At 67.4% G+C, this 14871-nt stretch carries 15 protein-coding genes; 1 reads left to right on the forward strand and 14 read right to left on the reverse strand.

The window, feature by feature from the left end; all coding sequences use genetic code 11:
• Nucleotides 1-40: 40 nt before the first annotated feature.
• The 10 genes from M3149_RS13915 to cbiT all read right to left on the reverse strand — a co-directional run bounded on the left by M3149_RS13915 (nucleotide 41) and on the right by cbiT (nucleotide 10863).
• Nucleotides 41-1123, reverse strand: a complete 1083-nt coding sequence (locus M3149_RS13915; RefSeq protein ID WP_251710147.1) for an ATP-binding protein — start codon at nucleotides 1121-1123, stop codon at nucleotides 41-43.
• The gene (gene cobN, locus M3149_RS13920) at nucleotides 1120-4908 is read right to left on the reverse strand and encodes a cobaltochelatase subunit CobN (RefSeq protein WP_251710148.1); all 3789 of its coding nucleotides are present in this window, start codon (nucleotides 4906-4908) and stop codon (nucleotides 1120-1122) included. The genes M3149_RS13915 and cobN overlap by 4 nt, the downstream gene beginning before the upstream one ends.
• A gap of 22 nt (nucleotides 4909-4930) precedes the next feature.
• Entirely contained in the window at nucleotides 4931-5770 is an 840-nt protein-coding gene (locus M3149_RS13925) for a CbtA family protein (RefSeq protein ID WP_251710149.1), read from the reverse strand.
• Between the two features lie 24 nt (nucleotides 5771-5794).
• Entirely contained in the window at nucleotides 5795-5986 is a 192-nt protein-coding gene (locus M3149_RS23045) for a CbtB domain-containing protein (protein ID WP_285887102.1), read from the reverse strand.
• A gap of 50 nt (nucleotides 5987-6036) precedes the next feature.
• Nucleotides 6037-7086 carry a cobalamin biosynthesis protein CobW gene (gene cobW / locus M3149_RS13935; RefSeq protein ID WP_251710150.1) on the reverse strand — a complete coding sequence of 350 codons (1050 nt, stop codon included), beginning with the start codon at nucleotides 7084-7086 and terminating at the stop codon, nucleotides 6037-6039.
• 68 nt (nucleotides 7087-7154) lie between these two features.
• Nucleotides 7155-7724, reverse strand: a complete 570-nt coding sequence (gene cobO, locus M3149_RS13940) for a cob(I)yrinic acid a,c-diamide adenosyltransferase (RefSeq protein WP_251710151.1) — start codon at nucleotides 7722-7724, stop codon at nucleotides 7155-7157.
• Nucleotides 7714-8496 carry a precorrin-6A synthase (deacetylating) gene (gene cobF / locus M3149_RS13945; RefSeq protein ID WP_251710152.1) on the reverse strand — a complete coding sequence of 261 codons (783 nt, stop codon included), beginning with the start codon at nucleotides 8494-8496 and terminating at the stop codon, nucleotides 7714-7716. Before cobF ends, cobO begins: the two co-directional genes overlap by 11 nt.
• Entirely contained in the window at nucleotides 8493-9278 is a 786-nt protein-coding gene (cobM, locus tag M3149_RS13950; protein ID WP_251710153.1) for a precorrin-4 C(11)-methyltransferase, read from the reverse strand. Before cobM ends, cobF begins: the two co-directional genes overlap by 4 nt.
• Nucleotides 9275-9679, reverse strand: a complete 405-nt coding sequence (locus tag M3149_RS13955; RefSeq protein WP_251710154.1) for a cobalamin biosynthesis protein — start codon at nucleotides 9677-9679, stop codon at nucleotides 9275-9277. The genes cobM and M3149_RS13955 overlap by 4 nt, the downstream gene beginning before the upstream one ends.
• Nucleotides 9679-10863 (reverse strand): precorrin-6Y C5,15-methyltransferase (decarboxylating) subunit CbiT, encoded by a 1185-nt coding sequence (gene cbiT / locus M3149_RS13960; RefSeq protein ID WP_251710155.1) that lies wholly within the window; start codon nucleotides 10861-10863, stop codon nucleotides 9679-9681. Before cbiT ends, M3149_RS13955 begins: the two co-directional genes overlap by 1 nt.
• Here cbiT and M3149_RS13965 point away from each other — a divergent pair.
• A complete protein-coding gene (locus tag M3149_RS13965) occupies nucleotides 10862-11620 on the forward strand; it encodes a cobalt-precorrin-6A reductase (protein ID WP_251710156.1) in 759 nt (252 codons plus the stop codon). The two genes, cbiT and M3149_RS13965, sit on opposite strands and share 2 nt — an antisense overlap.
• Here the strand turns inward: M3149_RS13965 and cobJ are convergent.
• From cobJ to cobG, 4 genes are read right to left on the reverse strand one after another with little or no spacing between them, the layout of a single operon-like run.
• The gene (gene cobJ, locus M3149_RS13970; RefSeq protein WP_251710157.1) at nucleotides 11596-12330 is read right to left on the reverse strand and encodes a precorrin-3B C(17)-methyltransferase; all 735 of its coding nucleotides are present in this window, start codon (nucleotides 12328-12330) and stop codon (nucleotides 11596-11598) included. The genes M3149_RS13965 and cobJ overlap by 25 nt on opposite strands.
• Nucleotides 12327-13058 (reverse strand): precorrin-2 C(20)-methyltransferase, encoded by a 732-nt coding sequence (gene cobI / locus M3149_RS13975; protein WP_251710158.1) that lies wholly within the window; start codon nucleotides 13056-13058, stop codon nucleotides 12327-12329. Before cobI ends, cobJ begins: the two co-directional genes overlap by 4 nt.
• Entirely contained in the window at nucleotides 13058-13690 is a 633-nt protein-coding gene (locus M3149_RS13980; RefSeq protein ID WP_435370744.1) for a precorrin-8X methylmutase, read from the reverse strand. Before M3149_RS13980 ends, cobI begins: the two co-directional genes overlap by 1 nt.
• Nucleotides 13674-14864, reverse strand: coding sequence for a precorrin-3B synthase (gene cobG / locus M3149_RS13985; protein ID WP_251710159.1), 1191 nt, complete (start codon nucleotides 14862-14864; stop codon nucleotides 13674-13676). Before cobG ends, M3149_RS13980 begins: the two co-directional genes overlap by 17 nt.
• Nucleotides 14865-14871 lie beyond the last annotated feature (7 nt).

The raw sequence follows: 14871 nt of genomic DNA on the forward strand, positions 1-14871 counted from the left end.
CGCAGTCCGGGCACCGTGGAGGCGCGGCCTGCGGGGTGGCTCAGGCTTTTTTTGCGACAGGCCCCCCAGTGGTTCGAACCGCTTCCCAGCCTTCAGCCTGCGCCGGCAGTGCGCCCCAGTCCCCGGCGGCACTCGTCAATGAATGATCTGCCTGCGACCCGGCACTGCCCGCCCCTGAGGGGCCGCTGGTAGTGCGGGGGGGCGCCGCAGCCTGCTGGGCCTGGGGAGCCGGCGCCATCCGGCGGTGGCCCAAGGCCCATTCGGCCACGGTGTCGACATCCGCCGGCGTCACCTCGAGCCGACCCGCCAGCACGGCATGGGCCCGGGCCGCCTTCAGCAGCACTAGGTCACCGCGCACACCGTCCACGGCGGCCTGCACGGCCAGCGCGGTGGCGTGCGCCAGCACGGCATCGCTCCAGTCCACCGCAGGTAGCGCTTCTCGCGCGGCTGCCATCCGGGACACCAGCTCGGCCTGCGCGCTGGCTGTGCGCTGCATCAATGCCTGCGGATCGAGGTCAAAGTCCAAGCGGGCACGGACGATCGACTGGCGCAGCGCATGATCGGTGGGATTTTCCAGCACCACCGACAGGCCAAAGCGATCCAGCAACTGGGGGCGCAACTCGCCCTCTTCGGGGTTCATGGTGCCGATCAGCACGAAGCGGGCCGCATGCTGGCGCGAAACGCCCTCACGCTCGATCGTGTTGATGCCGCTTGCCGCCGCGTCAAGCAGGGCGTCCACCAGCGCGTCGGGTAAAAGGTTGACCTCGTCCACATAAAGGACGCCGCCGTGCGCACGAGCGAGCATGCCAGGCGCCAGGCGCACGAGGCCGTCGCGCAGTACGTGTTCGAGGTTGAGTGTGCCCACCAGTTGCTCAACGGTGGCCGCGAGCGGCAGGCTCACGAAGGGAGCACCCGGCAACAAAGCCGCCAGTGCGCGCGCCGCAGTCGATTTGGCCGTGCCGCGTGGCCCGCTGATCAGCACGCCGCCGATGCCGGGGTCTACCGCCGCCAGCAGGAGCGCCTGCCGCAGCCCGGCGTGGCCGATCAGCGCAGAAAATGGGTACATCACATCGTTGGCGTCCTGCAGTTCGTGGGACGTGTTGTGTGCGTTGAATGTCTTCATTTCGTGGGTCCTTCGCCCTGAGTTTCGAGCCGGTGTTCCAGTGCCAGCAAGGTCTGTTGGATGCGCTCCCGATGCTCGCCGGGTTCCTGCCACATACCACGCTGCATGGATTCAAGCAGGCGTTCGCCCATGCTGCGTAAGGCCTGGGGGTTGTGTTGTTCAAGAAAGGCGCGGTTGACAGGGTCGTACACGTAGGCATCGGCCACAAGAGCGTACTGGTGGTCCCCCACCAGGCCAGTGGTTGCGTCAAAGCCGAAAAGGGAGTCGACGGTGGCAGCCATCTCGGAGGCACCCTTGTAGCCGTGGCGTTGCACACCCGCGATCCACTTGGGGTTGACCACGCGGGCCCGCACCACCCGCGCTAGTTCGTCACTCAGGCTGCGGATGCGCGGCGATCCAGGTGTGCTGAAGTCGCCGTGGTACATGGACGCCGCCTTGCCGCTCAGGTGTTGTACCGCGGCAGCCATGCCGCCCTGGAACTGGTAAAAGTCACTTGAATCCAGGATGTCCTGTTCCTGGTTGTCCTGGTTCTGCAGCACCACATCGAAGCCGCCCACACGCCGCTCGAAGCTGGCGCGCGCCGCCGCACCGTGTTCGTCCTGGCCGTAAGCAAAGGCGCCCGCACGCAGGTAGGCCTGGGCGATGTCACCCGGCGCTTCCCAGCGCCCACTGTCGATGACGTCTTGCACGCCGGCGCCGTAGCCGCCCGGCCGCGGGCCGAAAACACGCCAGCTGGCCTGCCTCTGCGAGACCTCTTCGGACATCCCTTGGGCACACGCATCGGCCGCCTCGCGCTGCACGCGAGCACGCACTGGATTCACGTCGTCGGGCTCGTCTTCTAGCGAGATGGCCGCCACCGCCTTAACCGCCGTGTCGAACAGGTCGATCAGATTCGGAAAAGCGTCGCGAAAGAAACCCGAGATGCGCAAGGTCACGTCCACCCGAGGGCGGTCACGTATCGCCATCGGGAGCACCTCGATGTCCACTACGCGCTGGCTGCCCGGCGCCCACTTGGGCCGCACGCCCAGCAGTGCCATGGCCTGGGCGATGTCTTCGCCGCCAGTGCGCATGGTGCTGGTGCCCCAGACCGAAAGCCCGACCGACGCTGGAAACCCGCCGTGGTCCTGCAGATGGCGCTCGATCAGCCGCTCGGCCGCCATTACGCCCATGGCGTAGGCGGTGGGTGTAGGCACCGCGCGCGTATCGATTGCGTAGAAATTGCGGCCGGTGGGTAATACGTCCGGCCGTCCGCGCGATGGCGCGCCGCTCGGTCCGGGGGGGATAAAACGGCCTCGCAAGCCGCGCAGCAGCTGGGTCATTTCCTGCTCGCCGCAGGCGTCCAGCCGGGGGCCGAGCCGCTCCTGCAGCTCGTCCATCACCTGCGCGGTGAGCGGCCACTTGGCGCGGTCCAGAGGTTCGCTGCCGTCCACCAGACGGCTGGCCAATCGCTCCAGCCGATCACGGGTGTGGCCCGCATGGCGCCAGGCTTCGTTTCCTAAGGCTGCCAGTACCGGTGGGCGCGACTGGGTCCAGTTCTGGTTCCAGTTGGGGTCGAGCGGGTCGAATCCGTCCAGCCGCAGGTCGGCTGACAAGGCTTGCAACAAGCTGGCTTGTCTCTGGCCTTTGCCGCGTGGAAACCGCGCCAAAGCAAGTAGGGTATCGGTCCGCAAACGCCCTTGAGGCGACAGACCGAACACGTGCAGACCGTCCCGGATCTGTGATTCCTTGATCTCGCACAGGTAGGCGTCCAGCCGTTCCAGCAGGCGCTGGCGTGCGGCTTCGTCGGCGGGCGCCTCAAAACCCAGGTCGGCGTGCAAGCCGTGGCGCAGCACTTCCTCCAGAATGGTCTGGCGCAACCGAGTGGCGCGGCGTGGGTCGAGCGACAGAGCCTCGTAGTACTCGTCCATCTGCCGCTCCAATACCTGCAGCGCCCCGTAGGTTTCGGCCCGCGTCAGCGGCGGCATCAGGTGGTCGATGATCACCGCCTGCGTACGCCGCTTGGCCTGGCTGCCTTCGCCCGGATCGTTGACGATAAAAGGGTACAGGTGGGGCAGCGGCCCGAAGATCGCATCTGGCCAGCAGCCCGCACCCAGCGCCACGCTCTTGCCCGGCAGCCACTCCAGGTTGCCGTGCGTACCCACATGTACCAGCGCATCGGCGCCCCAGACGCGGCGCAACCAGAAGTAAAACGCAAGGTAGTTGTGCGGGGGCACAAGGTCGGCATCGTGGTAGCTTGCGACCAGGTCCAGGTCGCGCCCGCGGGCCGGCTGCAGGCCCACGAAGACCTGGCCGACGCGTAGGCCCGGCACCATGAAGCGGCCGCTGCGCAACAACGGGTCTTTCTCGGGTGGTCCCCACAGCGCGTTGACCTCGGCCTGCTGGTCAGGGGGCAGGGCTTCAAAGTCAGCCAGGTAGTCGGCCATGGAGAGGCTTTGCCCGACGGGGCGATGGTCGTTGGCGTCCACTTTGTGGGTTACGCCCTCGATCAGTCGCGCCATTAGGGCGTCGCCGTGTGCGGGCAGCTCGCCCGTGGCATAGCCTTGGGCCTGCAGCGCGCCTAGGATGCCCACCACCGAGGCCGGGGTGTCCAAGCCCACGGCATTCGCCAGGCGGGCGTCGTCGCTGGGGTAATTGGCCAGCACCAGGGCCAGGCGCTTATCGGCCGCCGGCTTGCGGCGCAGGACGCACCAGCGCCGGGCAAGCTCGGCGACGAATGCAATCCGGTCGGCCTCTGGTTGGTAGCGCACTACATCCACCTGCGAGCGCTCGCAGCGCCAGGCCACGCCCTTGAAGCTGATGGCCCGGGTGCCGATGCGGCCGTCCACTTCGGGCAGCACGACCTGCATGGCCAGGTCGCGCGGCTGCAGGCCGTGCGGATCGGCCCGCCACTGCTCACGCGCGCAGCCGGCGGTGATGAGTTGCAGCACCGGCGCGTCGCCGGCGAGCAGTGGAGCGTCCACGCCGTCGGCGCCATCGTCGCCCATGGCACCGACTGCAAAGCTGGTGGCGTTGAGCACGACATCGACAGAGTGCTCGGCAGCCAGGGCATGCACGGCCGCCAGTGACGAGGGCGACTTCAGCGAGTCCAGCGCCAGGGCCAGCGGGTTGACGCCCTCGCTGTGCAAGGCCATCATCAGGGCGTCGAACACCGCTGTATTGCCCGTCTGCGCATGGGCCCGGTAAAACAGCACGAGGGCCACCGGTGCACCGTCCAGCCAGGCCAGTGGCAGGGCTGGAAGGTAGCGTGCGACGGGCGGCAAGGGCTGTGGCAGCGCGGGCAAAGACCCCCGCCCCAGCGCGCGGTACGCGATCAAGTCAAAAAAGGCGCGGGCATTGTCGCGACCGCCCTCGCGCAGGCATTGCCACATAAAACGGCTGTCCTCCACTGCTGCTGTGCTGCGCAACAGCAACTGTGGGTCCTCCAACTGCTCGCCCGAAAACATGGCCAGCCACTGGTCGTGCTGGCGAGCCAGCGTCGTCGCCTGTTCCACCACATAGGCCCAGTCCGCTGGTGCGCCCAGGTGGTCGATCACCACGATACGGGCGTGGCGCAGCACGTCGTCAACGTACATGTCGGTCGATGCGGGCTGCCGCAACCACATCAGATTGGCCAGGCGCACGGTCGGGAAATCGGGCGGCAGCGCCGCCACCGCTTCTGCCAGCAGGGACAACGTGGTGTCGGCCACCGTGAGGACCACGATGTCGGCAGGCGTTTGCGCGACGCGCACCACGCCCAGGCCAGCGTCTTCCACGTGGCCGCCGGGTCGGGTAGACAAAAGATGCATGTTGGACCTTGGGGACGTGGCGTCAATCCACCGGGTTCATGGCGCCCGGGGCGGCAGTGTTCGTGCCGGACAATGCGGCGCGAACGCCGGGCGCCACCCAGCGCTGGAACGCCAGGCCTCCCACCAGCCCCATGCAAAGCCAGAACGACAGCGCAACCCAAGTGGTCGCCAGGATGAACTGGTGACCCAACTGCTCCAGTGAGGCATGAGCTTCAGGGCCAAAGCCCGCGAGTGCATCTCCTCGCGGCTTGGGCGCTCCCACCAAGAACGGCAGCACGAGCAAAGCCGCCACCGCCAGCCAGCGCCAGGGACTGCGCACAAATGCAGCGATGGCGCAGGCACCCGCTGCGCACCCCACCGCCAGCGTCCACCATATCTGTCGGGCCTGCAGCGGGGCCGCCTGCATGCCGGGAACCTCGGCGTGCAGCCCCAGGGTGGGCCACAGGTGAAAGCTCAGCCAGCCGGCCGCCGCCACCAGACCAGCGACACGCAACGAAGCGCTCGCCGTCAGGCAGGACGTGTCCTGCCGAGAAAACCAGAAGCCCATCGCTGCAAACACCAGTAATGCCATGCTAAAGGCATGCAGGATGTTGGCGACCCACGTCCAGCCAGTGCGCTCTACGCCGTTCTCGGGCGCCCATTCCTCGGCAGCACCATGGTCGTGCGCCGGGCCGGCTTGGCCCTCGCCATGCGCGTGATCGGTGAGCGCTGCGCCTGGTGGGGATACCTCTGCCTTTTGGTCCTCGTACACCTCGGCCGCCAAGATCAGCGGAGCGGCCTGCCAGCGCTGCACACCGGTTTGGAGACTGCCCACCACCACAGCGGTAGTGAGCGCTGCCCAGATCAGCTTTTGAAAAAGCATGTTGCTCTCCTTGGTGCCAACAATTCAGTGGCAGGGCTTAACAGTAATGTGTCGGACATCGTGTGCGGCGTTGTGGGCCAGCGGGCTCTCAGCGAAACCCACGCCATACATAACCACCAAGCCGAGTGCCGCCGCTGCCAGCAAGGGGCGCAACACAGTCCGGGCCGAGTCGTGGGTATAGGAGGGTCTGTGGGTCACGGAGGTCGAGTCGGGCATAAAAAGTCCTTTCAAGGGTGGAGTGGAGGGAAAAACGCACGGGATAAGTGCTAGCGGGTCAATTCGGCCTGGAGCTCAGAAAGCAGGCCGGCGGCGTCCAGGTGGTCGCCGATCAGGACCAGGCGGGTGGCACGCGGCTCGTCGGCGCGCCAGGCGCGGTCGAAATAGCTGTCAAAGCGCTGGCCCACTCCCTGCACCACCAGGCGCATGGCCGCACCGGGCAGCGCCACGAAGCCCTTGACGCGGTAGATTTCATGACGCTGCACCAATACCATCAGCGCCGCGAGCAGCCTGTCACGGTCGGTCACGGTCAGCGCCACCGACACGGAGTCGAAAGCGTCGTGGTCATGGTCTTCTTCGTCGTCGTGGTGGGTCTTGCGCTCGTCAATGACATCTTCCACCGCACGCTGCAGACCCAGCAGCACGTCCAGCGGCACATCGCCATGCGATGCGCGCACCAGCTTCACGCCGGCCGGTGCTTCGGCGCGGACGGTGGCTTCGACGGCCTCGAGCGCCACCGCGTCCATCCCGTCGACCTTGTGCACGATGACCAGATCGGCCGTGGCCAGCTGGTCTTCAAACAGCTCGTGCAGCGGCGAGTCGTGGTCGAGGTTCTCATCAGCACGGCGCTGGGCATCCACAGCCACCGGGTCGTCCGCGAAATCACCGGCGGCCACAGCGGGCGCGTCCACCACGGTGATGACTGCGTCCACGGTGAAGGCGTTGCGCAGCGCAGGCCACTGGAACGCCTGCACCAGCGGCTTGGGCAGTGCCAGGCCCGAGGTCTCGATCACGAGGTAGTCGATTTGGTCGCGACGGGCCGCGAGCAGCTCCATCACGGGTGCGAATTCTTCCTGCACCGTGCAGCACAGGCAGCCGTTGGCCAGTTCGAACAACTGGCCGTTCTCTTCGCCGCTCTCATCGCAGCCGATGCCGCAGCCCCGCAGCAACTCGCCGTCGATCCCAAGCTCGCCGAACTCATTGACGATGACCGCGATGCGGAGACCCTGCGCGTTGGTGAGCAGCTTGCGCAATAGTGTGGTTTTGCCACTGCCCAGAAAACCGGTGACGATGGTGGCGGGGATTTTCTGGAGATTCATGAGGGGCCTGTTGATGAAATGGATGAAAGATCAAAGCAAAGAGCGGGTGTGCGGAAATGACGACGCCATCAGTCCTCGATGCCGCGTTGCGCAGGCACACCGGCATTGAAATGGTGTTTGATGAGTGTCATCTCCGTCACCATGTCGGCCAGCTCGATCAGCTCGGCTGGCGCGTTGCGCCCAGTCAGCACCACCGTCACCGACGGGGGCCGTTCGCGCAGACAGGTCAGTACCGTCTCCAGTGCGATCCAGCCATATCGCAGCGGATACATGATTTCGTCGAGCACCACCATGAAGTGCTCTCCGGTCCGCACGGTTGCCTCGGCCTTGGCCCAGCCGGCCTGCGCCAGTTCTGCAGAATGATCGAGGTCGCGGCTTTTCCAGCTGAAGCCATCGCCCAGCCCCTCGATGGGGATGCCCAGGGACTCAAACAGGCGGTGCTCGCCGAAACGGGCCGTTGGCACCTTCATGAACTGGTAAACCTTGACTTTTTTGCCCCGGCCGTGCGCGCGCAGCGCCAGCCCGAACGCGGCCGTGCTCTTGCCCTTGCCCTTGCCGGTGTGGACCATCACCAGCCCGCGGCGCTCGCCCTGGGGCTTGGGGGTGTCACGGTTGATAGGCGGTGTTTCAATTTGCATGATGGGTGTGGGCCGGGCCCGTTCGCTTGAGCAGATAGGTGTCCATGATCCAGCCGTGTTGTGCCCGCGCCCGCTCACGCTCGCGCACGATCACCGACCCCATTTCAGCCAGGCTGCCACTGATGCACAACTGGTTGGCCATGCCCAGGTAGGCGCCCCACCAGATGTGCAGACCCGCCGGCGCCAGGGTCTGGAAGGCGCACTGACCGTCCAGCATCACCGCCACGGTATTGGCACTCGCTGGCCAGCCAAGCTCGCGCAGCTGCCGCCCGGTGGTGATCAGCACGGGCGCGTTGATGTCGTTGAGTGCGATGGCGTGCGCCGCCGTGAGGGCCTGCAGCGCCGTGATGCCCGGCACCACATGGATGGTCAGCTCGGTCCGCAGAGCCAGCCGCTGGGCAATGCGCAGGCTGCTGTCGTACAGCGAAGGGTCGCCCCAGACCAGCAGCGCCACCCGCCCGCCATCGGGCAGGTGCCGGCCGATGGTGTCTAGCCAGGCGGCGGCGATGGCGTCGTGCCAGCGGTCGACCGCTCCCAGGTAGTCGGTGTCGGCACCTTCGCGCACCGGCATGTCGAAGGTCGCGATCACGGCGCCGTCGTGGGTGATCAGTTCCCGGCACAGGCTCAGGCGCAGGGCCGCCAGTTCGGCCTTGTCCTCGCCCTTATGCGGTATCAGGACCAGCTGGGCTTTGTTGAGGGCCGCAGCACCCTGGCGGGTGATGTGGTCCGGATGGCCCGTGCCCATGCCGATCAGGCTCAGCTCGAGTTTCATTCGGCACCTTCGAGGAAACGCTTATCAGCGCCTATCGGGCGGTAGCGGCGGTCGTAGTCGGCCGCGTACAGGCGGCTGTGGCCGAAGTCCTGCGCGCCCAGGTTGTGCCCGACCACGATGAGCGCGGTTCGGTCGATGCCTTCGCCCATGGCCGCCTCGATGGTCGAGAGGCTGGCCCGTACCACCCGTTCGTCAGGCCAGCTGGCGCGCCAGACCACGGCCACTGGGCAGTCGGCGCCATAGTGGGGCAACAGCGTCAGCACTACGTCGGACAGCACATGGATCGACAGGTGGATGGCGAGCGTGGCCCCGGTGATCGCAAAGTGGGCGAGGGCTTCGCCCTCGGGCATGGGCGAGGCGCGGCCGCTGGTGCGGGTGAGCACCACCGACTGGCTCATGCCCGGCAAGGTGAGCTCGCAGCCCAGCGTGGCAGCCGCCGCCGCGAACGAGGGCACACCTGGCGTGACGGTATACGAGATGCCCGCCTCACGCAGGGCGCGCAACTGCTCGCCCATGGCAGACCACACCGACAGGTCGCCAGAATGCAGGCGTGCCACGTCCAGCCCCTGCTCATGCGCACTACGCAACTCGGCGACGATCTGCTCCAGTGACAGGGGCGCGGTGTTGACGATGTGCGCGCCGGGCGGACAGTGCGCCAGCACCCCCTCAGGCACCAGCGAGCCGGCGTACAGGCAAACGGGACTGGCGGCAATCAAGTCGCGCCCCCGCAGGGTGAGAAGGTCGGGGGCACCGGGTCCAGCGCCTATGAAGTGAACGGTCATGGTGCAGTGTGATCAGGCTTGTAAAGGGCGATGGCTGCGGTGGCGGTGCCGTCGGCACTGATGTGGCGGCGCGATGCGAGCACCGCGCCCTGGCCCGCAGCCGCCAGGGCGGCAGACTCGGCGAGGCTCTGGAACCCGTAACGTGCGGGTGCGTGTGGGCTGGGCTGCGTGCTTTGGGCGCGCACATAGGCCAGCGGCACGGATGCAACCGGTAAACCCAGCTCGGCCGCGAGCTGGGCCAGGGCGGGGTGGTCGCATTTGTCCTGTGCTGTGGCCAGCGCCTGCAGCAACATTGGGACGTGTTGATCGTGTTGTGCCGACTGCACGGCCTGCTCCAGCACCTGGCGCAGCGCATGGCAGGAGGTGTGATGGCGAAAGCCCAGGCCGGCGACAACTCTCATCACAGCCGCACGCTCCACTGAACCACCGGACGTGACGGTTGCCAGCTGAGCATGCGCCCCAGTGGCTGCGCCTGTGCAATGGCCACCTGCAGCAGCTCGCCGCCGTGCCGGACGAGCAACTCTTGCAGCAATGACTCGGTTTGCAGGGTGACGCTGTTGACCACCAAGCGCACACCCCGGCCTGCCGAGGTTGCGATGGCGTCGAAGATGGCGCGGTCGAAACCGCCCCCAACGAAGACGGCATCGGGCCGAGGCAGCGCGGACAGGCACTCCAGGGAGTTACCGGTTTGCACATGCAGCCGGTTTGACAGCCCGAACTGTTCTGCGTTGTACCGGATATTGGCCGCGCGCTCCGCCTGCTGTTCGACAGCGTGCGCGCAGCCTCCAGCCAGGCACCATTCCACCGAGATCGAGCCGGATCCCGCGCCCAGGTCCCACAGGCATTCGCCTGGGCGCGGCGCCAGGGCGCGAAGCGTCAGAGCTCGGATTGTGGATTTCGTGATCTGCCCGTCGTGGACGAACAGTTCATCGGGCAGGCCGCTGGAGGCGGGCAGGCCCGGCGGGCCTTGGTGCAGATCCATGGCCAGCGCCAGCGGCGCCTGCAATTCGGGCAGGTTCGCCGCCGCCAGGCGGAACGCACGGACGCGCTCAAGCGGGCCGCCCAGGCGCTCCAGCGCCCATCCGCTCGCTTCGCCAAAACCTTGGGCGCTGGCCAGCGCGACCAGCGCGCGCAGGGCCTCCGCGTCGCGCACCAGGCAGACCAGGCGTTGACCACGGCGCAGCCAGGGCCGTACCGTGCTCAAAGGCGCGGCGTGAAGACCCAGGCACTGCACGTTCTCCAGTCGCCAGCCGAGTTTGGCAGCGGCGCGCGAGAACGTGGAGGGCGCGGGATAGGCGATCCATTCACCGGTTTGCAGGTACTGGCAGACGCTGCCACCGGCTCCGAACCAGAACGGGTCTCCCGAGGCGAGCAAGGTCACCGGCTGACCGCGCAGGGCCAGCAGGGGCTGAAGGTCGAACGGCACATCCCAGGCTGTACCGCGGTCGTTCACTTGCGCCAGCGCCAGGTGGCGTGGCGCGCCGAAAACGTGGTGGGCGCTGGCTAGTGCGGCGCGGCTAATATCGCTCAGTCCTGCCAGCCCGTCCTCCCCCAAGCCAATGATCGACAGCCACGGTTCAGCCATGCGACGTGTCCTCCTGCTGGGTGGCACCACCGAAGCCAGCCAGCTGGCACAGGCATTGGCCACGGCCGGCGTGCCCGCTGTTTTTTCTTACGCTGGGCGAACCCATGCGCCCGTGGCGCAGCCCTTGCCCACCCGTGTGGGTGGCTTTGGCGGTGTGGCCGGGCTGTGTGATTGCCTGCAGGCCGAGGCCGTCACCCATGTGATCGACGCCACGCACCCTTTTGCTGCCCAGATGAGTCGCCACGCGGTGCAGGCCTGCGCCGAAATGGCGCTGCCTCTGCTGGCACTGGAGCGCCCGGCCTGGCAGGCACAGGCCGGTGACAAATGGCAGCACACAGCCGATATGGCCGGCGCCTTGGCAGCCCTGCCCGAGCGCGCGGCCCGGGTGTTCCTGGCGATTGGCCGGCAGCACGTGGCGCCTTTCCTCGACGAGACCCAGCACTGGTACCTGTTGCGGCTGGTCGACCCCGGTCTGACACTCCCAGAGGGCCGGGGCGCCGTGGTCATAGACCGCGGCCCGTTCACGCTGGACCATGACCTGGCCCTGATGAAGCGACACCGCATCACCCATGTGGTGGCCAAGAACGCGGGCGGGCAGGGCTCCCGGGCGAAGCTGGACGCCGCGCGGCAACTGGGCTGCACGGTCATACTGATTGATCGCCCGCAGTTGCCTGAGCGCCCCACCGTGAGCACGGTTGAGGATGCGCTGCGTTGGCTGGGTGTGCAAGCCGCTCATGAGGCCGAACGAGGGGTGTAGACAAAACGTCCCACGCGCCGAGTGGTGGAACTGCCCACGATGACCAGGGTGCGCATGTCGGCCATTTCGGGCCGTGCATCGCACAGGGGCACGCTCAGCAAATGCTCATGCGGCGTGCTCACGGCCCGCGCAAACACGAGCAAGCGAGTGGGCTCGCAGGTTTCGCACAGCACTTGCAGCACCTGCTCAAAGGTGTGAGGCCGGCTGGCCGAGCGGGGGTTGTAGAAGGCCATGGCCATGTCGGTGCCGGCGGCTGCGCGCACGCGCTTCTCGATCAGTGCCCAGGGCTTGAGGTTGTCGCTCAGGTTGATGGCGCAGAAGTCATGCCCCAGGGGTGCGCCGGCCCGCGCGGCCGCGGCCAGCATGGCGGTGATGCCAGGCAGCACGCGGACGTCCAGCGCCTGCCAGTCCTCGCGCCCCTCCATGGCCTCGAACACGGCGGCGGCCATGGCGAACACACCTGGGTCGCCCGAGGACACCAGCACCACGCGGGCGCCTTGGGTGGCCAGCGCCAGCGCGGCGCAAGCCCGGTCAAGCTCTTCGCGGTTGTCGGACGGGTGCAGGCGCAGCCCGGGGCGCGCGGCCACGCGTGCCACATAGGGGATGTAACCCAGCACATCAGTGGCATCGGCCAGTGCTTGGCCCACGGCGGGCGTGAGCATGGCTTCGTCGCCCGGGCCCAGGCCCGCAATGCACAGCCAGCCGCTCATTCGGCCATCTCCGGCCGCCGGCCCTGGCCATGCACCAGCACGATGGCGAAATACGGGCAGACCTCGTCGGGTGTGTCGGCCAGGCGCGCCATCTGTTGCTGGGGCATTGTGCCGTGCTGTACCAGCCAAGCCTGCTCGAGCCGGCCAGCGCGTGCCAAGGCACGCCGCACACGCGGCAGATTGCGGCCGGTTTTCATGACTACGATGGCGTCGGCTGCCTGCATGCGCTCGACCAGGGTGTCTTCGGGTAGCGTGCCCATCAGCACCGTCATCACGTCGTCGCCCCAGGTCATGGGTTGACCGGTGACCCACCAGCAGCCCACCATGCCGGGGATGCCCGGCACCACCTCCACCTCTGCGCGGCCTTGCAGCCGGGTATAGAGGTGCATGAAGGACCCGTAAAAAAAGGGATCGCCTTCGCAAAGCACCACGATGTCCCGCGTCCTCGCCAGCTCAGTCAGGCGCGCCGCCCATTCGTCGTAGAAGCGGGCCAGGCACTCGATGTAGGCCGGGCTGTCGAAAGGCAGCTCGGTGGTGACCGGGTACTCCATCGCGTATTCCATCGCGCCTGGAGCCAGCAGCGCATTCACCATCTTCCGTGCCTGCCCGGATCGACCCTTCTTGCGGAAGAAGGCGACGTGCTGCGCGGTGCGCACCAGACGGTCGGCGCGTACGCTCATCAGATCCGGGTCGCCAGGTCCCAGGCCGGCGCAGATGATACGGCCCATCAGATCTCCTGCTCGCTGGCCAGCGCATTAACGGCGGCCACGGTGATGGCCGAGCCGCCCAGTCGGCCGTGCACCACAAGCGACGGTGCGGCATTCGAAGCCATCAGTGCCGCCTTGGACTCGGCCGCGCCCACGAAACCCACCGGGCAACCGATGATGGCGGCCGGTCGCGGGCAGTTCGGATCCTGCAGCATATTCAGCAGATGGAATAGCGCCGTGGGGGCGTTACCGATGGCTACCACGGCCCCGGCGAGGTGCGGGCGCCAGAGTTCCAGCGCAGCGGCGCTGCGGGTCGTGCCCATCTCATGCGCCAGCGCGAGGATCTGCGGATCCTGAAGAGTGCAGATCACCTGGTTGTCCGAGGGCAGGCGCTTGCGCGTGATGCCCTCGCTGACCATGCGCGCGTCGCACAGGATGGGCGCGCCTTCCTGCAGGGCCTCGCGTGTGGCTTGCGCCATGCCCGGCGTGAACGCCACGTGCTGTTCCAGGCCTACCAGGCCGGCCGCATGAATCATGCGAACCACGGCCAGTGCCTCGATTGGCGTAAAGCGGCCAAGCGCGGCTTCGGCGCGAATGATCGCGAAAGACTGGCGATAAATGGCGTCGCCATCCCGTTCATAGCGGTGCAACATGGGCCGTTTCTTCTCTCAATCGTTGTTCGAGGGCCGCACGGTCCAGCCCATGGTAGTCCGGCAGGCTGGCAGCGGTGCCGCGCCGGATGAAGTCCCACCCATGGTCCGTGGCGACCACCGTGGTGGCAAATTTCGGATGGGCGCAGCCTTTGGGACACCCCGAGACGTGCAGCAAGTGTCCCGGGGCCACCGAAGGCGCCAGCGCCAGCGCCAGGTCACGGGTGGTACCGCGTGCCTGCGCACAGCCCGGAGCGCCCGTGCAGGCGGCGACCCGCAGGCGCGCATCGCCCGGATCGGTAATGAGTTCGGCGCAGGTGGGCAATCGGCTTGCGCTTTCGACGAGCAGGCTGCGCCACGGAGTCAGCCGCAAAGCGCCGCACGCGCCCAGCGCCGCCAGGGTCTCGGCCTGCACGAGACCAAAGACCAGACCCACGATCTGCCCTGCGAGTTGGGGCCCCGGCCCGGGCGCGGGCAGCGCGCGGTCAGGCACCGGCGTTGGTCGCCACTCTGGCGGCAACCCGCGCTGTCTCACAAGGGCGGCCATCCGCCCACGGCCTGCAGGTGCACCGCCAGCGTCCAGGAACCAGCGTGACAGGGCCAATGCATGCTGTGGCGCCGCCCACGGCGCGACGACCAACCCACCATCGGCCCCATCGGCATAGACGAGTACGCCATCGACGTGGCGCTCGAGCCGGATATCTGCATGGGTGTTGCGCATGCAGGGCGCAGTGCCGGTGTCGACCACGAAGCCGAACTTGGCTGGTAGTTCGGGCACATCCCTGCCGGCAAGCAGTTCGCCCAGCTGCAGGGCCAGGTGGGGCGTGACATCGCCCTCGGTCCACAGCGGGTTGACCTGCACGTTGCGCCGAGCCTCGGACGAGACGTCTTCGTCGACCAGCCCCAGCGTGCACAAGGCATCGAGCAACTCAGCGTGCCGCCCGGGATCCACGCCGCGCATCTGCAGGTTGGCCCGGTTGGTCAGCTCCAGCATCGGGTTGGCGTACCGCCGCGCCAGTGCGGCGATGCCTTGGGCCTGCGCCATGCTCAGTCGCCCGGCTGGTGGACGGATGCGTATCACCAGCCCGTCGCTGGCTGCCAGGGGCCGCAAGGTGCCGGGGCACCAGCCCTTAACCTGCACAGCGCCATCGCTGCGAAGTGAAGTGAGGTCGGTCATGGATTGG

The organism is Hydrogenophaga intermedia (genome assembly GCF_023715105.1).
Lineage (GTDB): Bacteria > Pseudomonadota > Gammaproteobacteria > Burkholderiales > Burkholderiaceae_C > Hydrogenophaga > Hydrogenophaga intermedia_A.